Origin of the sequence: Mycolicibacter nonchromogenicus, assembly GCF_002101775.1 — a bacterium.
GTDB lineage: Bacteria > Actinomycetota > Actinomycetes > Mycobacteriales > Mycobacteriaceae > Mycobacterium > Mycobacterium nonchromogenicum.
Window position 1 is genome coordinate 57,474 of sequence record NZ_LQPI01000040.1, and the last position, 24,299, is coordinate 81,772.

Here is a 24,299-nt window from a genome sequence, read left to right on the forward strand (position 1 = left end):
CGCGTCCTCAGATGAAATCCGATCCGCCGTCGACATTGACCGTCGCTCCGGTCACATAGCCATTCCGGCGTGAAGCGAGGTAGACCGTCATCGAGGCGATCTCCTCGGGCCTGCCGGCACGCCCCAGGTCGCAGGGGTGTCCGTAAGTCTGCTCGACCCAGCGCATGACGTCGTGGGGATCGGAGGAGTCGAAGCCGGCGGCACTCAGCACGTCTCGCAGGTTCTCGGTGAAGCTCGCCGTCACGATGGTGCCCGGACACACGCAGTTGACCAGGATTCCCTCAGGCCCAAGGCTCTTCGAGAGGTTCTTGGTAACGCTCGACAAGGCCGCCTTGGTCGCCGTGTAGGCCACCAGTCGGGGGCTTTGGCGCTGGATGGAGTGGGCCGACAGCGTGACGATGCGGGCCCACGGGGCGAGGCGCAACAACGGCAGTGCGGCACGGATCGACCGGACGGCCGACATCGTTCCCAAGTCGAAGGCCGCATGCCAGGCGTCATCATCGAGCTCGTCGAACGCCCCGGCGTCAGGGCCGATGGTGTGGACCAGCACGTTGAGCGCGCCCCACTCCTGGCGAACCGAACTGAATCCTGCCGTTATGGAGTCGGCATCGGACATATCCACACTGATCGGCAGGACTTCCGGGGCGCCGGTTGCCCGGATGCGTTCGGCGGCCGCGTTCAATCCGTCGCGCCCTCGTGCCATGATGGCCACCTTGGCGCCCTCTGCTGCCAGGCCTTCGGCGATAGCCAGGCCCATGCCCTTGCTGCCGCCGGTGACTACCGCGGTCGATTCTGCATAGCCGAGATCCATTACCGTGCTCCCTATTTCGGTTTGGCGATCCGCGGCGCGAGGTGCACGATCTCGGTGACCACCGAAGGATTCGCGCGCGCCACCGCGATCAGCGACAGCATCGCATTGGCGACGTCTTCCACCGCGGACATCCGAGCCGGAATCTGGCCTTCTTGCGCCCAGGCGCTGTAGAGGTCTGCCAGCAGGTCGCGGTCGGCTCCGCGCAGTATCTCGGTGTCTTCAGTGGGCCCCACACTGACCCGGATGACGGGAAGCTCCGGGTGCTCGGCACGCCAGGAGCGCAGGATCTCGTCCAGGGCAGCCTTGCTGGCATGGTAGGCAGACACCCCGGCTCGCGGTCGGCCCACCTCGTGGCTGGACGCGATCAGTGCGACGGCATTGTCGCTGAGATGCGGCAGAGCCGACCGCAGCAGGTGTGATGCACCGACCGCATTGACGGCGTAGGCGTGTATCCAGGTGGTGACGTCTGTGTCGTCTATCAGGGCGAATGGTACTGCGGCACTTGTGAAGACCACCGCGTCGATGCGGCCGAACCGGGCGGCCACCTGATCGACGACGCTCTCGATGGCCCGGGGGTTGGCTACGTCGAGTTCATGTGCTGTTCCGTCCAACTCGCGGGCGAGTTCCTCGAGCACCTCGATCCGCCGAGCGGCCAATGCGACGGTGGCGCCGCGCTGATGAGCGGCTCGGGCCAGGGCCCGCCCGATTCCTGACGTCGCTCCGACGATCAACATTCGGATACCGGCGATGTTGGAATGGGGATCGCTCATCTGCGCCCTTGTCTACTCGTGATGTCCTTGACGATTCCCGCCGATCGGCGGCTGGGGCCCGATGGCTGGACGGGTGCTGTCATGGTGACGTCTCCGCCGTGGCCGCCCGCCGGTGCTGGATCTGGGCGGCCAGTTCGCTCTTCTTCACCTTTCCGCTGGCGGTGAAGGGCAATTGGCCTTTGTCGGTTATCCAGATGTATTTGGGCACCTTGTATGTGGACAGCCGGGTACGCAGGTCTGCGCGCAGCGCCTCGGCGTCGAGGTCGGCCCCCTCTCGCGGCACTACGGCCGCGGTGACGATGACTCCCTGGTCCTCGTCTTCCACGCCGACGACGTAAGCCTCGAGTACGCCCTCACACTCACTGAGCGCCAGTTCCACTTCCGAGGGCGTGACATTGGTGCCCCCGCCGGTCTTGATGAGTTCGCCGAGGCGGCCCGAAAAGGTGATCCACCCGTCGGCGGAACGGACCCCGCAGTCGCCGGTGCGGTAGTAGCCGTCCGGGGTGAAGACCTCATCGCGCTCCTTTTTGTAGAGGCGTTGCATGAGGGACCGACCCCGCACCCAGATCTCGCCGGAGGCGCCGACCGGCTGCTCCGCACCGGTTATGGGATCGACGATGATGTGCTCCAGTCCGTCGAGGGTCCACCCCCCTGTGCCGGTGCGATCGGGGGGCTGTGCGATGTAGGGGTCCACGCCGATGTGGCTACCGCACAACTCGGTCATGCCCAGCGCATTCGGTCCTGGTGGCCGTCGGTCCGGGGGCACCATCGCCGGCATGCTCGTGCGAATCACGCAACTGAGGTCGCGGTGTGCGAACTCGCGATGCGCGGCCATACTCGAGCCCTGCTGAGGCCACCCCAGGGTGATAGTCGCCCGGTGACGCTCTATCAGCTCCAGGGCCTCGCCGGGATCGAACGCCGGTTGCGTCACCAGAGTTGTGCCGTGATGAATCACCGCATGCAGCCCAACGATCAGCCCTCCGATCCAGAAGAAGGGCATCGAGGTGAACAGCACGTCGTCGGTGGTTATGCCGTAGGAGAAGGTCAGGTTGTAGGAGTGCCGGACCACCACACCCTGGGTATGCACGGGAGCCTTCGGTTCTCCGGTGCTGCCCGAGGTGTAGATGATCGCGGCCTCATCGGCCGGCGTCACGCACGATTCGACTTCCGGCAACAGTGCGGCGTCGACATCGCAGTGGTCATCCTCGGAAAAGCCCGTCGCCCAAGCCTTGTCGGTGTCGTGCCAGATCGCCACCGTGCGCAGATGCGGAGCCGGCGGCAGCTGAATCCGGCCCGGCGTCTGCACCCGGGACAGTCCCGGCAGGGCCTCTTCCAGCAGCTCGCAGAAGTTCTGACTGCGAAACGATGACCAGCCGACGATGGTGCGCAAATCGGCGTGGCGGATGGTCCATGACAGTTCCGAGGCCTTGTAGAACGTATTCAACGGCACGGCGACGGCGCCGATCCGCGTGACCGCGAACCATGTGATCGCCCACTCCACACTGTTGGGCATCAGCAGTCCGACGTGATCGCCCTTACCGACCCCCATCGATAAGAGGCGCAGCGCCAGTCGCGCGGACCTGCGCTGAAGGTCGTCGTAGCTCAGTACGTCACCGTCGGTGATCAGGAACGGCTTGTCCCCGAACCGGGCAGCCGCCGAGCGCACCAAAGCGGGTACGGTCGCGGTGATCGAAGGGAACGGCATGAGCGCCAACAATACCGAAAAAGAGAATGAATACTCTCACTCGCGGGCATTCCCCTGAACATGCCGCCGAGCACCATCGGAGGACCGCGGGCGCGACAGCCCGAGAATCTGTTCGGCGAAGCGGCCGTCCCTACTGCCGGAGCCGGATACACCAGGTCTGACCCCCGCTACCGCCGGCAGGTTTCATTCGGCGGCAGGGCCGGTGATTCGGGACTGATCAGTTCCTTCGTCGGGTATCGTTCTCAAAAACAAGAATCACCATTTACGGCGCTTCGCTGCCGCCTTTGCGCCGGCACGGCCGCATGAACATGGAGGGTTGATGTCTCCCGACAAGGTGCTCAAGGGAGTGCGAGTGCTCGAAGTTGCGGCGTGGACTTTTGTGCCCTCGGCCGGTGCGGTACTGGCGGAATGGGGGGCCGAGGTGATCAAGGTTGAACCGCGAGCGGGCGGCGACCCGCAGCGTGGGCTGGTGACCATGGGCATCGTCGATGAAGGCGGGGGTGCGGTCAACTACATGATCGAGATTCCCAATCGGGGCAAGAAGTCCATCGGTGTCGATCTGAGTACGCCGGGCGGCCGGGAGGTGGTCCACGAACTTGCCAAGACCTGTGATGTCTTTCTGACCAGCTACCTGCCGGAGCGTCGAAAGAAGCTCGGGATCGACATCGACGACATTCGGGCTGTCAATCCCGCCATTGTCTACGTGCGGGGGTCCGGACACGGGCCGAAGGGTCCGGATTCCGACAAGCCGGGCTATGACGGTGTGTCTTATTGGGCCCGTGGAGGCATTGCCGCCATGTTGACCGAAGGGGCTGATGAGCTGGTGCGATCCCGCCCGGCCTTCGGCGACCTGCTCGGCGGCATGACGATCGCGGGCGGGGTGGCCGCCGCGCTGTACAAGAAGGCCACCACCGGTGAGGGCTCCGTCGTCGATGTGTCGCTACTCGGGTTGGCGGCGTGGAACCTCAGCCCGGACGTCGCCGTGGGCCAGATCCACGGCGGCACGTCCATTCCCAACTACAGCCACGCCGACGCGCCGAATCCACTGGTCGGCACCTACCGCACCAAGGACGGACGCTACGTGCAGCTGATGATGCTGCAACTCGACAAGTTCTTCGCCGAGGCCCTGGGCGCCATCGGGCTTGCCGACCTGGTCAACGACCCCCGCTTCGCCGACCCGGCCGCACGCTATGAGAATCGACGTGCTCTGATCGCGCTGCTGGACCAGGCGTTTGCCGAGCGCACACTTGCCGAATGGCGTACCGCGCTCGCCGGTCTGTCCGGCGCCTGGGGCATCGTGCAGACGCCTGGCGAGCTCTACTCGGATCCCGCGGTGGTCGCCAATGGATATGTCGCGCAGACCACCACGATGGCCGGAATCGACTATGCCCTGCCCACGAATCCGGTTCAATTCGACGAACAGCCGGTCGTCCCGCCGGGCGCCCCCGAGCACGGACAGCACACCGAAGAGGTTCTGATGGACGCCGGAATGACCTGGGAATCCATCGAGAAGTACAAGGAAAGCGGTGCCATACTGTGAAGCCCGTCGAGTTCGACCCCTTCTCCGAAGAGTTCTTCAACGGCGCGTATGACACCTACCGCCGGCTGCGGGATGAGGCGCCGCTCTACTACAACGCCGAATGGGACTTCTGGGCGCTGTCACGGTATGAGGACGTTGCGGCCGCATCGAGAGACCACGAGACGTATTCGTCCGCCAAGGGGGTGACGCTCGACATGGCCAAGGCGCATGATGACGCCATCCCGGTGCCGAGGGTCATCATCTCCATGGACCCGCCCGACCACACGAAAATGCGCAAGCTGGTCAGCAATGCGTTCACCCCGCGCGCCATTGCGTCGCTGGAGGACATGGTGCGGGAGAAGATCTACGAGCTCATCGAGCAGGTGGATGCGGATTCGTTCGACGTCGTCGCCGACTTCTCGGCCCTGTTTCCCAACGAGGTCATCACCACCATGCTGGGGGTGCCCAAAGTGGATCGTACGCAGATCCGCGAGTGGCTGGATCTGCTGGTGGAGCGGCGGGTAGGCGAAATCGCCGTCCCGCCTGAAGGTTTCGAGGCGTCGGTGAAGACGTGGATCTACTATCTCAAACTGATCCAAAGCCGCAGGGCGCAGCCTCAAGACGACATGATCAGCCGCCTGATCGAGACCGAGATCGAGACCGAGGACGGTACGCGGGAGCGGCTCACCGACGTCGACATCGCCGGGTTCGCAACGATGTTGGGTGGAGCGGGCGCCGAGACCGTGACCAAGTTGGTGGGAAACGCGATGGTGGCCTTTGCCGATTTCCCAGAGCAGTGGCAGGAGTTGCAGAACGACCGCAGCAAGATCCCGGCAGCGATCGAGGAGTTGCTGCGCTATGAACCCCCGTCGCAGTATCAGGTCAGGACCACCACCCGTGAGGTCACGCTGTACGGTCAGACCATTCCCGCCGACAGCACCATGGTGCTGATCACTGGCGCGGCAACTCGCGATGAGCGGAAGTTTCCCGACCCGGACCGGCTGGACATCGACCGGGAACGCAAGATGGGATTCAACCTGTCGTTCGGCTACGGCGTGCACAGCTGTCTGGGCGCCGCCCTGGCTCGAATGGAGAGCCGTATTGCGCTGACCGCCCTGCTGGACCTGCTTCCCGCCTACAAGGTAGACCGTTCCGGTCTTCGACGGGTCGCCATGTCCAACGTCAGTGGGTGGTCGAATGTGCCGGTGCGACGGGTGGGTTGAGGCGTCCGTGAGGCAGTGGGCCACCGTGGCCCGGCGACCGTGTACCGAGTGAGGATCGCCCGTGCGGTACGGGAATTCGCGTCAGACTAGCGGCGTGACCGGTCGTCGATGAGTCCGCGGACAATGAATGGCCGGACGAACTCTGCGACCGCCTCGTCATCTCGCATATCAACCTGCGGCGAGGGCGTGCTGAACAGCGAGAACAACATTCGCGCGAGCCACTCGCCGGCAGCATTGACGTCGAGGTCCTTGCGCACTTCCCCGGTGTGGCGTGCAGCCGACAGGTACGGCGCGATGAACTCGGCGCATTCCTGCAGCAGGTTGGCGGCGTTCTTGGTCAGCATCAGGCCGACTTCTTGTTGGTCGAAATACACCTCGGGTTCCACCACCCGACGAGCCTGGCAGACGAACACCGCCGCGCGGACCAGCTTGCCTTCCAGGGTGCTGCCGCCGTGGCGGTCGATCGCCGTCGCCATGTTGCGGTAGAAACGCTGTGACGCCGCTTCGGCGCACGCTTCGACTATGGTCTCCTTGTCCTTGAAGTACTCATAGACGGTGCTTCGGGAGATGTCCGCGGCCCGCGCGATGTCGACGATGGTCGTCTTGGCGAGCCCTCGGGTGCGGAAGCAGGCAAAGGCCGCCGAGATGATGGCGGTTCTGGTGTCTGCGGCCGCGACTTGCGTCATCTGGGCAAGTTTAGTGGTCCGGTGCCAGGATCAGACCGCTGGTGGGGACGCCGGTGCCCGAGGTCACCAAGACGTGCTCGACGTCGGTGACCTGGTTGTACGAGGTCCCGCGGACCTGGCGGACACCTTCGGTGATGCCGTTCATGCCGTGGATGTATGCCTCGCCGAGCAGGCCGCCGTTGGTGTTGATGGGCAGGCGTCCCCCGATGGAGAGTTCGTCGACGTCGACGAAGTCCTTCGCCTCACCCCGGCCGCAGAACCCAAGCTCCTCGAGCTGGGTGAAGACGAACGGGGTGAAGTGGTCATAGAGGAAGGCCGTGGAGATGTCCTCCGGTTTGAGTCCGGAGTCGGCCCACAGCTTGTTGCCCACGACGCCCATCTCGGGCAGGCCGGTGATGTCGTCGCGGTAGTAGCTCGTCATCACCTCGCCGTCGTAGGCGGCGCCTTGGGCAGCCGCGGTGATGACCGCCGGGGGGTGCGGCAGGTCGCGGGCCCGCTCCACACTGGTCACTACCATCGCGACCCCGCCGTCGCTCTCCTGGCAGCAGTCGAGCAGGCGAACCACCGGCTCGATGATCCAGCGGGACTGCTGATGTTCCTCGATGGTGATCGGCTTGCCGTAGAACCAGGCATCCGGATTGTTCGCCGCGTGCTTGCGGTCGATCACCGAAATCTTGCCGAAGTCGGCGTTGGTCACGCCGTAGGTCGACATGTATCGCTGGGCGTGCAGGGAGACCCAGGCGGCCGGCGTCATGAACCCGAAGGGGGCGTACGGCGCCATCCACAGGGGGGTGACGCCGGGTTGCCTTCCGGCACCGCCGAATCGGAAGCCGGAGCGTTCGTTGAAGGCGCGGTAGCACACCACTGCTTCAGCTGCCCCGGTCGCGACGGCCATCGCGGCCTGCATCACGGTGCCCGCGGCCGCACCGCCGCCGTGCGGGACCCTGGTGAAGAACGTCAGGTTCTCGATGCCCACGTTACGGGCGACCTCGATCTCCTCGTTCTCGTCGACCGTGAACGTCACCATGCCGTCGATGTCGGATGGGCGCAGCCCGGCATCGGCGATCGCGGCCTTGACCGCTTCACAGGCCAGCTGCATCTCGGTACGGCCGGACTCCTTGGAGAACTCGGTCTGGCCGATACCCGCCAGGGCCGCCTTGCCGCCGATTCCGCTCACTCGCCCACACCCTCGAGGAGGCTGAGCACGGCGGTGCCGGAGACGTGATCGCCCAGACGGTTGGTCCCCTTGAGGGAAACCTCGACCAGGCCTTCGCCGTCGCTGACCGACTTGCCGGTGACCGTTCCGGTGAAGTGCAGGGTGTCGTTGGGAAATGTGGGCACGCCGAGACGAATCGACAACTTCTTGACCATCGCCTCGGGGCCGGCCCAATCGTGGAGGAACTTCACGCACAACCCGTTGGTGGTGAGGATGTTCAAGAAGATGTCCGGGGAGCCCTGGCGAGTGGCGAACTCGCGATCGTGATGTACCGGCATGTAGTCGCGCGAGGCGATCGCACCCGCGACGATCAGCGTGGCGGTGACGGGCACGTCCAACGGGGTGATCTCGTCGCCGACGTCAATGGCATCGAACGGCAACGTGGTGTGCCGGGTCGCAGTGGCGTTCATCAGTGTCCTTCCAGATACGCGTGGCCGAGTCGAGTCAGTTGTTGCGAGGCGGAGCCCAGGGCGAGCTCGATGTGCTTGGCCCACAGGAAGTAGCGGGACAGCGGGTAGGTGACGTCGATGCCCATACCGCCGTGTACCTGCTGGGCCGTGCTCAGCACGCGCGCCCCCGCTTCGGCCGCCCAGAACTTGGCGATCGCCGCTTCCCGGTCGGCCGGGCGGCCCTCGGCGATCAGCCAGGCCGCGTGCCACGTGGTCCAGCGGATGGCCTCGGTGTCGATGAAGGCGTCGGCCATCCGCTGCTGAACCGCCTGGAAGGAGCCGATGGGCCGGCCGAACTGCTCACGCTGGCTGGTGTAGGTCGCCGCCAGTCCAAGCGCCCGTTCGCAGACACCGACCTGAATTGCTGACATGGCGACCAGCGCCCGGGTGTACAGCGACGTCACCAGGCCCGGGTCGGCCGATCCCAGGCGGCGGCCGATCGCGCCCTCGAAGGACAGGTCGGCGTACGGCTCGCCGTGCGTGGTCGCCGCAGGCTTGACCTCGAGGGTCGCGGTGTCTGAATCCACGAGGAACAGGCCCGGGCCGTCATCGGCGATGGCCGACACGATGACTGCGTCGGCGAGTTGACCGGCCGGCACCAGGTCCTTGACGCCGTCGATCCGCCAGACCTCGCCCTCTCGCCGGGCTGTTGTCGAGCGCGGCTTGTCGGCAGCCGAATTGCCCGGTTCGGTCAGGGCCGCTGTGAGTATGGTGCGGCCGGCGACGACCTCGGGCAGATACTGCTGCTGAATCTCGGTATCACCGTGTCGCACAAGGGTGTCGGCGCCCAGCACGAGGGTGGGGTAGACGGGAACCGGCGCGACGCTGAAACCCACCTCGGCCAGCAGAATTCCCAGCTCGAGAAAGCTGCCACCGCTGCCGTCAAAGGCCTCTGGCAGGCTGATGCCCAGCAGATCCGAGGCAGCGAGCTCGCTCCAGAGCGCGGGGTCGAAGCGAACCTCGCCGGATTCGACTTCGGTGAGACGCTCCGGTGTGGCGTGGTGTTCGAAGAGCTGACGGGCCACCTTGGCGACCGACTCTTGATCGTCGGAAAAAGAGAAGTCCATGTGTGTCCAGCCTCGGGTCAGAGTGCCGGTCGGAATTGGTGCAGTACCAATTCGTCTCCGCTTGGCAGGGCTTCGAAGGTCTCGTAGAAGACCTGAACGGGCATGCCCACTGTGATGTCGCCGGGCTCGATGTCACACAGGTTCGAGACGATACGCACACCCTCGTCCAATTCGATCAAGGCGACGACGTAGGGGTACTGCAGGAAGGGCAACGGCGGATATTGCGGCATCACAAAGCTGTAAACCGTTCCCCTGCCGGCGGATACCAGGTAGTCCCAGTTCAACGACTGGCACTTGCCGCACATCGGACGCGGCGGCACCCGAAGGGCCTTGCAGTCGGTGCACCGCTGTATCCGCAGCTCGTGGTCCTTGAGGCCTTGCCAGAAGAACTCGGTGTCGGGGCTGATCGAGGGCGCAAGTCTGCGGGCCATGCTCAGCCGTCCTTCTTGAAGCGCAGCGTCCGGAACCGCTGGCGGCCGAGGACCTCGCCGCTCTGCGTCCGGTAGGTGGTGACCCAGGTGACGAAGAATCCGGTGCCCATCCCCGTCTTCTTCTCATCGGAGATGCTCTCGAACACCGTTTCGGCCGTGATGTCGTCGCCGACGCGGGGGTAGCGTTCAATCTCGAATTCGGAGTTGGTGGCGACGATTCCGGTGTAGCCGGCGTCGGCCAGGCATTGCAGTGGATTCTCGCCGATCTCGATCGGTACGCCTCCCCGTTCGTGGATACCCTCGAGTTTGGGTGGGGCCATAGTCCACGACTGCAGCATCACCGGAGGGGACACGATCCCGCCGTAGCGCGAGTTCTTCGCAAACTCCTCGTCGAGATATGCCGGGTTGAAGTCGCTCAGTGCGTATGCCCAGTGACGAATCATGGCCGCATTGACCGGGTCCGGTGCCTGTACCGGTTGTCCCGAGCTGATCGGCTGCCCGACGAGTGCGTCAAGACGTTGCCGCAGATCGTCTTTCGTCAGTTCTGTCACGTGAATCCCTTCTTTCAGGAGGCTCGCGTATCGCGGGGAGCCCGGGGCATTCTCAAGCCCGCCATGGCGATGATGTCGCGCTGGATCTCGTTGGCGCCGCCGCCGAACGTGTTGATGACCGCCAGGCGGTAGGCGCTCTCCAGCTCCCCCTGCAACGGCGCGGCGGAATCCTTGCGGAGGCCGGCCTGGCCGACGATGTCAAGTAGCTCGCGAGCGACCTTTTGGGTCAGTTCGGTTCCGAAGACCTTCGTGGCGGACGCCTCGCCCATGCCGAGTGCGCCGGAGCTCATCGTGGTGTTCACCCGAAGGTTCATCAACCGGTACGCCGCCACCTGCGCCTCGACGCGTGCCAGAGCTTGGCGGACCCATGGCTGGTCGATCACGAATCCGTCATCGAGTGGCGTCGACTCGGCCCAGCTGAGTGTCTTGCGGAACAGCGGTTCCAAAGCGCCGAGGTTGCCCAGTGCTGCCCGTTCCAGGTTCAGCTGGTTGGTGACGAGTTTCCATCCTTCGTTCTCCCCCAGCACGATGGAATCCGCCGGTACCCGAACGTCGTCGTAGAAGGTGTAATAGGTGGAGACGCCCGGCATGGTGTGCAGCGGTTTCCAGGAGAATCCGGGACTGTCTGTCGGAACGATGAACAGCGTGATGCCCTTGTGCTTCTTCGCCTCGGGATCGGTGCGTGCAGCCAGCCAGATGTAGTCGGCGAACTCGGCGCCGCTGGTGAACATCTTCGAGCCGTTGATCACGTACTCGTCGCCGTCGCGCACCGCGCTGGTCCGCAGCGAGGCCAGGTCGCTGCCGGCGCCGGGTTCGGAGTATCCGACCGCGAAGTCGACTTCGCCCTTCAATATCGCCGGCAGGAACCGCTTCTTCTGCTGCTCGGTTCCGAACTGAATCAGAGTCGGCCCCACCGTGTTCAGCGTGATCATCGGCAGCGGAGCATGGACCCGCCGAGCTTCCTCGTCGAAGATGTACTGTTCCAGCGCAGTCAGGCCGTGCCCGCCGTATTCGGTAGGCCAGGCCACTCCGAGCAGACCCGCTTCGCCCAGAGCCCTGCGGCACTCGGCTACCGCGGGCCCACCTTCGAGGCGTCCGGCCATCGCGGCGCGTCGTTCCGGGGTCATCACCGCTTCAAGGCGTGCCCGGTAGTCCCGACGCAGGTCTTCCTGCGCGGGGGTGTAGTCGAACTCCATCAGACCCCCGCGCTCATTCGAACCGGCATCCGCTTGACGCCTGGAACCATGGTGGCCCGCAGTCGAGTCACGTCGCCGGTCAGTTCTATCGTCGGATAGGCCCCCAGCAGCACCTCGAACATCACTCTGGCTTCGAGTCGGGCCAATTGCGCTCCCAGGCATGCGTGTTCGCCCGCGCCGAAGGCGATGTGTGTGTTCGGCCGACGGGTGATGTCGAAGGTCTCGCTGCCGGTTCCGAAGATCTCCTCGTCGCGGTTCGCCGATCCGTACAGCATGACCACGATCTCGCCGGCCGCGATCTGCTGTCCACGGATCTCGATATCCTCGGTGGCCCGGCGCGCCATATGGGTGACCGGGCTGGTGTACCTGAGCATCTCTTCGACCGCATCCGGCAGCAACGAGGGATCCCGTCGCAGCAGGGCGAACTGGTCCGGGTGGTCGATCAGGGCTTTGGTGCCGAGAGCAAGCAGATTGCGGGTGGTTTCGTTGCCGGCGACCAGCAGCAGGAACGAGAAATTGAGCAGGTCCTCGTCCGACAGTCGCTCACCGTCGACCTCGGCCGCGGCGAGGATCGACAGCAGATCTTCTCCGTCGGCCTCACCGCTGCGGCGATCCGCGATCAGCTTGGTGAAGTAGTTGTACAGCTCAGCCAGCGCCTGCAGGGAATCCATTTCGATGTCCGGGTCAGCGGTCCCGACCGCCGCATCCGACCACGTGCGGAACTGTTCCCAGTCCTCCGGTGGCGCCCCGAGCATTTCGGCGATCATCCGGGTCGGTAACGGTGCGGCGATCTCTTCGGCGAACTCGTACTCACGGGTCGAATCGATACCGTCGACGATGCCCTTGACGAGGTTGCGGATCTTGGGCTCCAGCAACGTGACTTGACGGCGGGTGAAGCCGGCGTTGATGAGATTGCGGAGCTGCCGGTGCCGCGGCGGGTCGGTGAAGATCAGGTTGCCCTCTTGAACCGGCTCCGGCAGTGCGGGGTCGGGGATGGTGATGCCCTTGGTGGAGGTGAACAGGCCCGGGTTCCCGGAGACGAAACGGATGTCTTCGTATTTGCACAGTGCCCAGAAGTTGGTGACGTCGTTCCACACCACCGGCGTGGTGGCGCGAAGTTCGCGGTAAGCGGGATAGGGGTCGCCGGCGTAGAAGTCCGGTGAATGCAGAGGGTGCGTGGTGGTGGGCCGACTGACGCGCTGCGTGGCCAATGCAGGTTCCCTTCCTTGACAGAAAGACAGCGGACAGTCATCCTTCAACTGTCGGATTACGTGTCAGTCTTACCAGCTGAGATGTCGACGCGTCAATTGGCAAAAACGCTCGTTAGCACTGTAATTCACTGCCAAGCCAAGTGCATGGCAGCGTGCATCGCGGCGAGAAATGTAGGTTCAGATCCGACATTTGTCGGCTGAATGCAAGAGGGGCTGGGTGGCTGGATGGCCGATCCACAGACGCTGGTCGACGACTACGGGCACTACATCGACGGGCGGTGGGTCGATGCCGATACCGGACGTTATGACGTCGTCAACCCGGCAACCGAGCAGGTGATGGCGTCGGCACCGAACGCGAGCGTCGACCTCGTCGGGAAGGCCGTCGAAGCGGCGCGCAACGCGTTCGACTCGGGCGTGTGGTCGCAGGCCGCACCCGCTGAGCGAGCCGACTGCATCCAGCAGCTCAGCGCGGCACTACTGGCCCACGCTGAAGAGATCTATGCGGTGGCGCAGGCCGAATGGGGCTGCACGGCCAACGAACGGATCATTCATGTCGAAGGCCCCGCTTTCATGGTGGGGAATGCCGCAGGGTTGGCGCGGGAGCCGGCAGAGGCGCCGCTTGACGCCTGGGGCGCTTCGGGAAAGACACTGCTGCGTTACGAGCCCCTCGGGGTCGTATCGATCCTGACGCCGTGGAATTTCCCGCACACGCTCAACGCGATGAAGGTCGGTGCGGCGCTCGCGGCCGGCAACACGATTGTGCTCAAGCCGTCGCCACTGACGCCGCTGGCTGCGCTGGTGCTGGCGCGTCTGATCGATGAAGAGACCGATATCCCGCCCGGTGTGGTCAATGTGGTGACCCCCGACAGCGTCGCGGCCAGTGCGGCCCTGACCCAGGACCCACGCGTGGACATGGTCAGTTTCACCGGAAGCTCCGCGGTGGGACGCGCGGTGATGGCTGCTGCCGCACCGACGATGAAACGCGTGCTGCTGGAATGCGGCGGCAAGTCGGCCGCCATTCTCACCGACGATGTCGAGGTCACCGACGAACTGCTGTCACGACTGCTCTTCGAATGCTGCACCCTGCACGCGGGTCAGGCCTGCATTCTCAACAGTCGGTTGCTGCTTCCGGCGTCGCTTCACGACGACGTGGTCGGGCGGTTGGCCGAGCTGGCGCGCGGCGCCGTGGTCGGCGATCCCACCGACGCTTCGGTCACCGTGGGCCCACTGATCAGCGCCGAGCATTTGGATCGGGTCGAGGGCTTCGTCAACCGAGCGATATCCGACGGGGCGACCGTGGTCACCGGTGGGCGTCGCCCCAAGGAGCTGCCTACCGGTTTCTACTTCGAACCGACCATCCTCACCGACGCGACGCCTTCCTGTGCCATTGCCCAGGAAGAGGTCTTCGGGCCGGTGCTGACCGTGCTGCGCTACCGCGATGACGACGAGGCCGTCGCCATCGCCAACAATTCGCAGTACGGTCTCGGCGGGGCGGTGTGGGCTGGTGATGTCGACCGGGCCGTCGCGATCGCGCGCCGTATCAGGACCGGCCAGATCTCCATCAACGGAACGATCGCCGGGGATGCGCCGTTCGGCGGCTTCGGGCAGAGCGGCATAGGGCGCGAGGGCGGTGTGCTCGGGCTCCGGTCGTACATGGAGCCCAAAGTGATCGGGGTGCCTGCATGACCGGGGCCTTGGCGGGACTGCGGGTCGTCGAGATCGGCGGACAGATCGCCGGCCCGTACTGCACCAAACTGTTGGCCGACCTCGGTGCGGAGGTCCACAAGGTCGAGCCACCGGCCGGCGACCCCCTGCGGGCCTGGGGATCAGACGGCGGGCTGTTCGCATATCTGAATGCCGGGAAGTCCGCTACCACGGCGGATCCGGCGGTTTCGGTGAACATCGATGCGGTGCAGGAGCTGATCGCCGGTGCTGACCTGCTGGTCGAGAGTCTCGCACCGGGGACTCTTGATGGCTGGGGCCTGGACGCCGATGTTCTGCAACGCCTGAATCCGCGACTGGTGGTGGTGCGGATCTCGGGATTCGGACAGCATGGTCCGCTGCGCGGCAGGGAGACGACGCCGCTGACCATGCAGGCGGCCGCGGGGTGGGTCAACGACCGGGAACCGGGCCGACCCCCCGTACAGGCCGGCCTGCGCATCCCGGAATACATCGCGGGCGGCTACGCGGCGATGGCGGCGCTGACCGCCGTGCGCATTGCCGCCGCCGGTGTCGACCACCTTGTCGAGGTGGACGTGTCCGTACTCGAATGTCTGCTCGCCACGCTGCCGTACCCGATGTTGATGGCCGAACGCCTCATGAAGATGGGCCTACCGGGCAATGCCAAAGGCGCCCCGATGCTGGGAATCGTCAAGGCTGCCGACGGGTGGGTCGGCATCAACTGCCTGACCGGGCAGCACTGGCTTGATGTGTGCGCCATGGTCGGGCTGCCGGAGTTCGCCGAACATCAGATCGCCATCATGATCGGCGGACCCGAACGCGAAGAGTTCTTCGCCAAGGTGCAACCGTGGCTCGATGCCATGCCGGTCGCCGAGATCGTGGAGCTGAGCCAGGCGATGCGGATTCCGGCCGCGCCCGTCACCGACGGCGCGACGATTCTGCACTGTCCCCAGTTCGCCGAACGTGGATTCTTCGTCGAGCAACCCGGTTTCGGCGGCAGCTCCACCCGCCCGGGGGCACCGTTCCGGCTGTCCAAGACACCGGTACCCGCGCCGCGCCAGGCACCCGCACTGTCCTCGTCCCGCACCGGTTGGTCAGCCACCACCAAGGGATTCACCCCGGCGACCGATGTCACGCAGCCCTTTGCCGGCCTGAAGGTATTCGACCTGAGCACCTTCTGGGCCGGGGCCTACCTCACCTGCTACCTGGGTGCGTTCGGTGCCGACGTGGTCAAGGTCGAGTCGATTCAGCGGCCGGACGGGCATCGCTATTCCGGCTCCTTGCTGCGCACCGGCGACGACTGGTACGAGCGCGGGCCGCTGTGGCAGGGAACGAACCTCAACAAGCGCGATATCACGCTGGACCTCTCGTCGGAAGCCGGTCGTGACCTCGCGCTGCGGCTGGCCGCCGAAGCCGACGTGGTCGTGGAGAACTTCTCCCCGCGCGTGGTGGAGCAGTTCGGTCTGGACTACGACTCCCTGCTGGCACTGAATCCCGGCGTCATCATGGTTCGGATGCCTGGCTTCGGACTGGCCGGACCGTGGCGCGACTATGTCGGCTGGGCGCTGAACATCGAACAGCTGTCCGGGATGTCGGCGTCGACCGGATACCCGGATGGTCCCCCGTGCAACCTGCAGGGTCCGGCCGATCCGATCGCCGGTGTCCACGCCGCGGTGGCTCTGCAGGCCGCGATCGAACACCGAAATCGGACCGGCGAAGGCCAACTCATCGAGGTGGCCCAGATTGAGGTCGGGGCCGCGGTGGCCGCCGAGCCCGTCATCGAGTTCTCGCTGACCGGTCAGCTGCCGCAACGCGAGGGCAATCGTCACCGTGAGTACGTTCAGGGTGTTTATCCGACGTCGAGCGCCGATGATTGGGTGGCGCTTTCGGTACGCGATGACCAGGACTGGGCTGCGTTCGCGGAGGCTGCCGGCCAGCCCGCTCTGGTCGAAGATGCGCGATTCGCCACCGCGCAGGCGCGGCGGACCAATCACGATGCATTCGATGCCGTGGTGGCGGCGTGGACCCGGGAGTGTGAACCGGCGGCGATAGTCGAAGAACTCAGCAGTCGGGGGATACCCGCCGAACGGGTGCTGACACCCGACCGCATGTATGAGATCGAACAGTTGGACGTCCGGGAGTTCTACCAGGAGCTGCACCATCCGATTACGGGCGCCCATCGCTATCCCGGCTGGCCGTTCCGGATCTCCCCCGGACCTGACCAGCATCACCGCTCGGCGCCGCCGACCCTCGGCCAGCACAATGCGGAGGTGCTGTCGGAGCTGGGCCTGAGCGCGGAGCAGATCGAGGCGTTGCGGGCCGGCGATGTGATCGGTGAGCGTCTTCGGGATCAATAGCGCCGCAGGCCGGGAGGACATCCGAAGGCATTGGCACGTTCGGCACCCGATGTGAGAACAGTCATTTACAGTTGGTGAAAGGTTCGCTTTCCTGGTCGTGGAGGGGCGGTCGATGGCAATGACCAACGGTCGGGGGAGCCTATTGCGCGCCGGCGTAGGGGTTGCCACGATTGTCGCCGTCGGGTCGGTCATTTGGTTTGCCGCACAACTGTTCAACGGGGCTCTGTTCGACCGGTCGGTGCCGGTCACCGTCATCGTCGACCGAGCCGGACTGATGATGAACCCGGCGGCAAAGGTCAAGATGCGCGACGTCGAGGTCGGCAGAGTCGCCTCGGTCGAGGAACGCGGTGACGGCACCGCGGTCATTCGTCTGGCGCTGGATCCGGCCAGTCTGAAAATGATTCCGGCCAACGTGGCCGTAGACATTTCGGCGACAACGGTTTTCGGATCCAAGTATGTGCAGCTGAGCGCCCCGCAGACTGCCCCGGTGGGAACTTTGCGAGCCGGTCAGGTCATCGCCGCCGACCGGGTCACCGTGGAGGTCAACACGGTCTTCCAGCAGCTGGACGAACTGGTCTCGGCGGTGCAACCCGAGAAGTTGAACACCGTGGTCACCGCGCTTGCCACCGGGTTGGGCGGTCGTGGCCAGAAGCTGGGCAGCACCGTCACCGACTCCGAAGACCTGCTCACCCGGCTGAGGCCCAGCCTGCCCAGTCTTCGCCACGACCTGGCCGAGACGCCGGCAGTTGCGAGCACGTTCGCCGATGCGATGCCCGATCTGATGACGACACTGAGGAATTCGAGTCGGCTCAGTGGGGTGATCGTCGATGAGCAGGACAATCTGGATCGTTCCCTGATCAGCCTGGTCGGTTTGGCCGACCTCGGCAATGAGGTGATCGGCGGTAACCGGGGAGCGCTGTCCGATACCCTGCGTCTGCTGGTGCCGACCACCGATCTGCTGAACCGCTACAGCCCGGCCCTGTACTGCCTGCTGAGCGGGTTGATCCCGTTGGTCAAAGCTCCACCGCTGCGACTGCCCGGGGCGGAAGTCAGCACCGGTTTCACCTGGGGCGTGGAACGCTACCGCTACCCACAAGATCTGCCGAAAGTGGCAGCTACCGGCGGACCGCAGTGCGTGGGACTGCCTGTTCAGTTCGAGAAACGCCCGCCCTATGTGGTGGCCGATACCGGCGCCAACCCCTACCGATACGGCAACCCCGGCATCGTGCTCAACGCCGATGGGCTCAAACAGGCGCTGTTCGGCCCGACCGACGGCCCACCGCGCAACAGCATGCAGATCGGGCACCCGGGGTGAGCGGCTTAGGAAGAACACTCGTCAAGTTCGGCGCGTTCGCTCTGGTGATGTTCCTGGTGACGGTCGGACTCGTCGTGGTGTTCAGTGAGTACCGCGGCGGACGGGGGACCACGTACTCGGCGACATTTGCCGACAGCTCGGGGTTGAAGTCCGGTGACTCGGTGCGAGCCGCGGGGCTGCGGGTGGGGACGGTGACCGCCGTGTCGCTCAAGCCGGACAAGACCGTGGTGGTCGACTTCACCGCGGAGCCATCGGTCGTCCTGACGGTCGGCACCCGGGTGGCCGTGCGCTATCTGAACCTGGTGGGCGACCGATACCTGGAGTTGGTCGATTCGCCCGGCTCCACCGCTGTCCTGGCGGCGGGCAGTCACATACCGATCGATCGGACGGCGCCGGCTCTCGATCTCGACGTGCTCCTGGGGGGCCTCAAACCGGTGATCCAGGGGCTCAACCCGGCAGACGTCAACACACTCACGGCGTCCCTCGTGCAGATCATGCAGGGCCAAGGTCCCACGATGGAATCGCTGTTCTCCAAGACGTCGGCGTTCACCACCACATTGGCAGACAACCAGCAGGTGCTCGAGCAGTTGATCGACAACCTCAACACCGCGATGGCGTCGATGTCACGAGACGGCGACCAATTCGCCGCAACCATCCGGCGGCTGGATCGGCTGGCCGGTGAACTGGCACAGGAACGGGAGCCGATAGGCGCCGCGATCGACGCGCTGAGCGCCGGAACCACCTCACTTGCCCAACTGCTCACGCAGGCCCGACCACCGCTGACCGCGACGATCGCCGAACTGGGACGGTTGGCTCCCAACCTCGAGGGAGGCAACGACGATCTCGATGCCGCCCTGATCAAGGCGCCGGACAACTATCGCAAGCTTGCCCGAATCGGGGCGTACGGCAGCTTCCTGAACTACTACCTGTGCGGCATCCAGATCCGGGTGAGCGACCTGCAGGGACGAACCGCGGTGTTCCCGTGGGTCAAGCAGGAAACCGGAAGGTGTGCCGAGGAACCATGATCAGATACCGCGGTGGACAACTGGTGCGGGGCGGCATCCTTGGGTCCGTTCTCATCCTGCTGATCATTGCCGTGGGCATGCAACCGGAGCTGCTCACCCTCTGGGTGACGTCGACTCGCTATCAGGCCGAGTTCGTGGAGGCGGGCGGGCTCAGCGTCGGCAACAAGGTGACGGTTTCCGGGATCAAGGTCGGATCGGTCACCGACGTCTCTTTGGTGCGTGGCCGGGCGATGGTCGACTTCACCGTCGAGCGCAAGGTGGTGCTGGGTACGGAGACCACCGCCCACATCCGCACCGGCACCCTGCTCGGTGAGCGAATCCTCACGCTCGAGTCCGCCGGCCCGGGGGCGCTTGCTCCCCGATCGGTGATTCCGGCCGCACGGACGGCATCGCCGTATGCACTGTCCGAGGCCGTCGGCGAACTGGCGGCCAACACCGCCGGAACCAGCCTCGACACTCTGAACCAATCACTGGACACACTTGCCGACACCATCAACGAGATCGCTCCGCAGCTCGGTCCCACCTTCGACGGCCTGACCCGCCTGTCGAGATCGATCAACAGCCGCAATCAGCAGGTGAGCGCGCTGCTGGACTCCACCCGGAAGGTCGTCGGAACCCTCGCCGACCACACCCAGCAGGTCAACCAACTCATTCTCAACTCCAACGATCTGTTGGCCGTCCTGGTGCCGCGGCGGCAGGCTATCGTCGCGCTGCTGGCGGCGACCTCCGCCCTGTCTCGGGAGCTGTCGGCTCTGATCGCCGAAAACGAGCAGGCTCTGGCCCCGATGCTGGCGAAGTTGAACTCGGTGACGGCGGTGCTGGAAAAGAATCGGGACGACCTGGCCGAGGCGCTTCCGGGCCTGACCAAATACCTGTCCACCCTGAGCGAGATCGTCTCCAACGGGCCGTTTTACACCGCGTACGTGCCGAACCTGATCCCGGGACAGTTCACCCAGGCATTCCTGGACTACATGTTCGGATTCAGGAGGGGCGTCGATGCCGGTCAGCCTCCTGACAACGCCGGACCGCGCGCCGAACTCCCGTTCCCGTACAACGGAATCCCGGAGCGGCCGTGATGACACTGCGAAGTGCGCCACGGTGGTTGGCCGTTGTGGGCGCGGTCGCCCTGATCGCGGTGATGCTGGTCGGCGCGGGCCTGATCATCCGCGGGACGGTGTTCAAACCCAAGACGTTCAGCGCGTCATTCACCAAGGCCACCGGCATCTACCCGGGGGACCAGGTACGAGTCGCCGGGGTGAAGGTCGGCACGATCAAAGCCATCGAACCGGAGGGTGATCGCGTTCGGCTCACCTTCACGGTCGCACACGACGTACCGGTGCCGGCCGAGGCATCGGCGGTCATCGTCGCCCCGAATCTGATCTCCGCACGGTATGTGCAACTGACTCCGGCCTATGTTGACAGCGGGCCCACCCTGCCCGACGGTGCGGTGATTCCGCTGGAGCGCACCGGCATTCCGGTGGAGTGGGATGAGGTCAAGGAGCAGCTCAACAGGCTGGCCACCGAACTCGGCTCCGGCGACGGCGTCTCGGGCACGGCACTGTCGCGATTGGTCGACAGCACTGCCGCCGCGTTCGCCGGCAACGGTGACAAGTTCAGAGAGACGCTGCGCCAGCTGGCCGGGACGGGCCGTATCCTGGCCGAAGGCAGCGGTGATCTGGTCGAGACGATCAAGAATCTCGCTGTGTTCATCGGGGCACTGCGCGACAGCAACACCCAGATCGTGCAGTTCCAGGACCGACTCGCGACGTTGACCAGCGTCATCGACGGCAGCAGATCCGACCTCGATGCGGCACTGGCCGACATCGCCGGGATCGTGGCGGACGTACGACGTTTCGTCGCCGGCACGCGGGACGGTGCCGCCGAGCAGATCCAGCGGCTGGCCACGGTCACCCAGGTGCTCGTCGACGGCCAGCGCAATCTCGAGCAGCTCCTTCATGTCAGTCCCACGGCGATCGCCAATACGCTGAACTTTTTCGATCCCCGCGACGGGGGGATCGTCGGCACCTTCGCCTTCGCCAACTTCTCCAATCCGTTGAAGTTCATCTGCGGGGCGATCGGCGCGGTCGAGAACGTCACCGCGACGGAGTCGGCCAAGCTGTGCGCTCAGTACCTCGGACCGGCGTTGAACGCCATGGACTTCAACTATCTGCCGTTCGGGGTCAATCCGTTCTTGGCTGCGGTGCCGCCGGCGCAGGACTACACCTACACCGTGCCTGAACTGGCTCCGGGTGGGTCGGGTCCTTCCCCGGGACCACCGGAGACGCCACCGGCGATATCGGCCTATACCGGTGCCGACAACGATGTCCCCCCACCGGCGGGGTACGTTCCGCCGCCGCACGGTCCGAGCAGTCTGCCCGAGCTGCTGTTGCCCGGACAGCCGGACGAGGGCGCCGGCCGATGAGGGTAGCTCCGATCCTCAGTCGGGTGACCGCACTGGTCTGCTGCGTGGCTTTGCTGACTGTCGGGTGCGGATTCCGGGGGATCAACTCCCTGCCGTTGCCCGGCACCGTCGGCACCGGGCCTTCAGCACTGCTCTATCACCTGCAGATCGTCAACATCGGGACTCTGGAATCCAATTCGCCGGTCATGGTCGACAACGTGGTGGTGGGCAGTGTTCGCCAAATGCGGTTCAACGACTGGCATGTCGATGTCGACGTGACGGTACGCCCGGGGACCCGAGTCCCGGCCAATGCCGTGGCCACCGTCGGTCAGACGAGTCTGCTCGGTTCGATGCATGTGGCGCTGGATCCGCCGCTGGGGTCGGCGCCGGAGGGAGTCCTGGAGCCCAACTCCACGATTCCGCTCTCGGCGACCTCGTCGTATCCCTCCACCGAGCGGACGCTCGCGTCGCTGTCGGCACTGGTCAATGGGGGCGGCCTCGGTCAGATCGGCGACATTGTGCGCAGTGTCAACACCGCACTGTCGGGACGCGAGAACCAGGTCCGAGACCTGTTGGTACGCCTGGAGGAATTCGTCGACCTGTTTGATCAGCAGCGTGGCGACGTCCTCGATTCGATCAGGGCGCTTGATCGCCTGTCCGGCCAACTGGCCTCCCAGCGTGAGGTGATTTCGTCGGCCCTGCACAGTCTGCCGGCAGCACTGGACGTCCTGATACGACAGCGGCCCACGTTCAACTCCGCACTGGAAAAGGTGGGCCGACTGGGTGACACGGCAAAGACATTGGTGAATGAATCCCAGGCAGACCTGGTCGCCGATCTGGAGAAGCTCGCACCGACGCTGAAGGCGCTCGCCGATGTCGGTCCCGACATCGCCAGTGTCCTGGGCTATCTGCCCACCGCGCCGTTCAGTCAGAACATCGTTGACCGTGGCGTTCGCGGCGACTACATGAACCTGTTCGTCATCCTCGATTTCACTACGGCGCGGCTGAAGCGGACACTGCTGGCCGGTACTCGTTTCGAAGACCAGAACGCGCAACTCGTTCCGGCGCCGGGTGATATCGGATACGACGCGTACTACACCCGAAATCCCTTGGGCGCCCCCATCTCGCCTCCGCCGGCCACCTGGGAGGAAGCCTTGAAGATCCAGCCTCCACCCCCACCGGGCGGTGGTGGCTGATGTTCCCCCGCCTGGTGCGAATCCAATTGATCATCTTTGTCATCGCCTCGGTCGTCGGTGTCGCGGTCATGGCATTCGGCTATATGCGTCTGCCGGTCCTGCTCGGAATGGGGCGCATCACCGTCACTCTCGAATTGCCCTCCGGCGGTGGGCTTTACCAATTCAGCAATGTGACATATCGGGGAGTGCAGGTCGGGGTCGTTGTGGACGTCGCACTGACCCCGTCCGGAGCGCAGGCCACCCTCTCGCTGGACACCACCCCGCGGATACCTGCCGATCTGGTCGCGGAGGTGCACAGTCTGTCGGCGGTGGGCGAGCAGTACGTAGACCTGCTGCCGCGCCGATCGGGGCCGCCGTACCTGCAGAACGGCTCCGTGATCTCGGTGGGCGACAGCACGGTCCCGCAGCCCGTCGGTCCCATGCTCGACAATGCCAGCGCCCTTCTGCACAGCCTTCCCACCGACAAGATCACCGCATTGCTCGACGAGTCGGCCAAGGGGCTCGCCGATGCGGGTTACGACATCGGATCGCTGATCGATTCGGCATCGAGCATCTCACGCGCATCCCACGGCGTGACAGAGCAGCTACTGTCACTCATCGAGGACAGCGGGCCGCTGCTGGACGGGGCAGCGCAGTCGGCCGACGCGACGAGAGTCTGGGCACGTGCCGTGGCCGGCATCACCGACCAGCTTGTCGCCGACGAACCGCATGTGCGCACTCTGCTCGAGCAGGGGCCGGCCACCCTCGACGAGGTGTCGCAGCTGCTGGAGGACGTCAAGCCGACGCTGCCCGTCTTGTTGGCCAACCTGACCAGCCTCGGCCAGGTCGCGGTCACCTATAACCCGTCCTTGGAACAACTCCTGGTGCTGGTGCCGCCGTTCTTCGGGGGAATGGGCGCGCTGTCCCACATTGCAAACGCGACGGGGCTGCCGCTGGGCGACTTCCGGGTGGGACTCAATGATCCGCCACCGTGCACGGTGGGTTTCCTACCGCCGTCGCAGTGGCGTTCGCCGGCCGACACGACCACCATCGATACCCCGGATGGCCTGTACTGCAAGCTGCCCCAGGACTCCCCGATTCTGGTTCGGGGACTACGGAATCTGCCGTGCATGGCACATCCCGGCAAGCGTGCTCCCACAGTCGAGATCTGTGACAGCGACAAACCCTTTCAACCCATCGCGATGCGCCAGCATGCGCTCGGCCCGTACCCGTTCGACCCCAATCTGATCGCCCAGGGCATCCCGCCCGACAGCCGGGTCGACGAGGGCGACCGACTCTACGCTCCGATCGAGGGAACCCCACTGCCCCCGGATGCGCGACCGAGTTCGGCGCACGCCACCGGTGAGGACGGTCCGCGGATCGCCGTGGCCACCTACGATCCGCAGAGCGGGCGGTACCTGGGTCCCGATGGTGTCACGCGCAGCCAAGCGAATCTGAAAGTCTCCACCGCAGAACAGAGTTGGCAGGACCTTGTGCTGGGAGACGGATGA

General features: G+C 65.1%; 21 protein-coding genes. 10 read left to right on the plus strand and 11 right to left on the minus strand.

Features of this window, described 5'->3' with window-relative positions; translation table 11 throughout:
- Positions 1–7 precede the first annotated feature (7 nt).
- The 3 genes from AWC18_RS09740 to AWC18_RS09750 form a co-directional block, all read right to left on the minus strand.
- Positions 8–811, minus strand: a complete 804-nt coding sequence (locus tag AWC18_RS09740; RefSeq protein WP_085138548.1) for an SDR family NAD(P)-dependent oxidoreductase — start codon at positions 809–811, stop codon at positions 8–10.
- Between the two features lie 11 nt (positions 812–822).
- Positions 823–1,581, minus strand: coding sequence for an SDR family oxidoreductase (locus AWC18_RS09745; protein WP_085138550.1), 759 nt, complete (start codon positions 1,579–1,581; stop codon positions 823–825).
- A 79-nt stretch (positions 1,582–1,660) separates the two neighbouring features.
- Positions 1,661–3,286, minus strand: coding sequence for a class I adenylate-forming enzyme family protein (locus AWC18_RS09750; protein WP_085138551.1), 1,626 nt, complete (start codon positions 3,284–3,286; stop codon positions 1,661–1,663).
- A gap of 319 nt (positions 3,287–3,605) precedes the next feature.
- On the opposite strand from AWC18_RS09750, the gene AWC18_RS09755 reads away from it, so the two are divergent.
- Positions 3,606–4,826, plus strand: a complete 1,221-nt coding sequence (locus tag AWC18_RS09755) for a CaiB/BaiF CoA transferase family protein (RefSeq protein ID WP_085138553.1) — start codon at positions 3,606–3,608, stop codon at positions 4,824–4,826.
- Positions 4,823–6,028: a cytochrome P450 gene (locus AWC18_RS09760; protein ID WP_085138555.1), complete on the plus strand. Its 1,206-nt coding sequence runs from the start codon at positions 4,823–4,825 to the stop codon at positions 6,026–6,028. Before AWC18_RS09755 ends, AWC18_RS09760 begins: the two co-directional genes overlap by 4 nt.
- Positions 6,029–6,114: 86 nt before the next feature.
- Here the strand turns inward: AWC18_RS09760 and AWC18_RS09765 are convergent, their stop codons facing one another.
- From AWC18_RS09765 to AWC18_RS09800, 8 genes are read right to left on the minus strand one after another with little or no spacing between them, the layout of a single operon-like run.
- A complete protein-coding gene (locus tag AWC18_RS09765) occupies positions 6,115–6,714 on the minus strand; it encodes a TetR/AcrR family transcriptional regulator (RefSeq protein ID WP_085138556.1) in 600 nt (199 codons plus the stop codon).
- Between the two features lie 10 nt (positions 6,715–6,724).
- Positions 6,725–7,891, minus strand: a complete 1,167-nt coding sequence (locus AWC18_RS09770) for a lipid-transfer protein (protein ID WP_085138558.1) — start codon at positions 7,889–7,891, stop codon at positions 6,725–6,727.
- Positions 7,888–8,340: a MaoC family dehydratase gene (locus tag AWC18_RS09775; RefSeq protein WP_085138559.1), complete on the minus strand. Its 453-nt coding sequence runs from the start codon at positions 8,338–8,340 to the stop codon at positions 7,888–7,890. Before AWC18_RS09775 ends, AWC18_RS09770 begins: the two co-directional genes overlap by 4 nt.
- Entirely contained in the window at positions 8,340–9,446 is a 1,107-nt protein-coding gene (locus tag AWC18_RS09780; RefSeq protein ID WP_085138561.1) for an acyl-CoA dehydrogenase family protein, read from the minus strand. The genes AWC18_RS09775 and AWC18_RS09780 overlap by 1 nt, the downstream gene beginning before the upstream one ends.
- Positions 9,447–9,463: 17 nt before the next feature.
- Positions 9,464–9,877 carry a Zn-ribbon domain-containing OB-fold protein gene (locus tag AWC18_RS09785; protein ID WP_085138562.1) on the minus strand — a complete coding sequence of 138 codons (414 nt, stop codon included), beginning with the start codon at positions 9,875–9,877 and terminating at the stop codon, positions 9,464–9,466.
- A gap of 2 nt (positions 9,878–9,879) precedes the next feature.
- Positions 9,880–10,428, minus strand: coding sequence for a MaoC family dehydratase (locus tag AWC18_RS09790; protein ID WP_085138563.1), 549 nt, complete (start codon positions 10,426–10,428; stop codon positions 9,880–9,882).
- Between the two features lie 14 nt (positions 10,429–10,442).
- Positions 10,443–11,624 carry an acyl-CoA dehydrogenase family protein gene (locus AWC18_RS09795; protein WP_085138564.1) on the minus strand — a complete coding sequence of 394 codons (1,182 nt, stop codon included), beginning with the start codon at positions 11,622–11,624 and terminating at the stop codon, positions 10,443–10,445.
- On the minus strand, positions 11,624–12,793 hold the full coding sequence (locus tag AWC18_RS09800) for a cytochrome P450 (protein ID WP_085138674.1): 1,170 nt from the start codon (positions 12,791–12,793) through the stop codon (positions 11,624–11,626). Before AWC18_RS09800 ends, AWC18_RS09795 begins: the two co-directional genes overlap by 1 nt.
- A gap of 267 nt (positions 12,794–13,060) precedes the next feature.
- Here AWC18_RS09800 and AWC18_RS09805 point away from each other — a divergent pair, with 267 nt between their 5' ends.
- The 8 genes from AWC18_RS09805 to AWC18_RS09840 all read left to right on the plus strand — a co-directional run bounded on the left by AWC18_RS09805 (position 13,061) and on the right by AWC18_RS09840 (position 24,299).
- Complete coding sequence (locus tag AWC18_RS09805; protein ID WP_085138675.1) at positions 13,061–14,521, plus strand: aldehyde dehydrogenase family protein; 1,461 nt, start codon at positions 13,061–13,063, stop codon at positions 14,519–14,521.
- Positions 14,518–16,872 carry a CaiB/BaiF CoA transferase family protein gene (locus AWC18_RS09810; protein ID WP_085138565.1) on the plus strand — a complete coding sequence of 785 codons (2,355 nt, stop codon included), beginning with the start codon at positions 14,518–14,520 and terminating at the stop codon, positions 16,870–16,872. Before AWC18_RS09805 ends, AWC18_RS09810 begins: the two co-directional genes overlap by 4 nt.
- A 112-nt stretch (positions 16,873–16,984) precedes the next feature.
- Entirely contained in the window at positions 16,985–18,187 is a 1,203-nt protein-coding gene (locus tag AWC18_RS09815) for an MCE family protein (protein ID WP_085138566.1), read from the plus strand.
- Complete coding sequence (locus AWC18_RS09820; protein WP_085138567.1) at positions 18,184–19,212, plus strand: MCE family protein; 1,029 nt, start codon at positions 18,184–18,186, stop codon at positions 19,210–19,212. Before AWC18_RS09815 ends, AWC18_RS09820 begins: the two co-directional genes overlap by 4 nt.
- Positions 19,209–20,288, plus strand: coding sequence for an MCE family protein (locus AWC18_RS09825; RefSeq protein ID WP_085138568.1), 1,080 nt, complete (start codon positions 19,209–19,211; stop codon positions 20,286–20,288). Before AWC18_RS09820 ends, AWC18_RS09825 begins: the two co-directional genes overlap by 4 nt.
- Entirely contained in the window at positions 20,288–21,634 is a 1,347-nt protein-coding gene (locus tag AWC18_RS09830) for an MCE family protein (protein WP_085138569.1), read from the plus strand. The genes AWC18_RS09825 and AWC18_RS09830 overlap by 1 nt, the downstream gene beginning before the upstream one ends.
- The gene (locus AWC18_RS09835; protein ID WP_085138570.1) at positions 21,631–22,809 is read left to right on the plus strand and encodes an MCE family protein; all 1,179 of its coding nucleotides are present in this window, start codon (positions 21,631–21,633) and stop codon (positions 22,807–22,809) included. The genes AWC18_RS09830 and AWC18_RS09835 overlap by 4 nt, the downstream gene beginning before the upstream one ends.
- Positions 22,809–24,299, plus strand: a complete 1,491-nt coding sequence (locus AWC18_RS09840; RefSeq protein WP_085138571.1) for an MCE family protein — start codon at positions 22,809–22,811, stop codon at positions 24,297–24,299. The genes AWC18_RS09835 and AWC18_RS09840 overlap by 1 nt, the downstream gene beginning before the upstream one ends.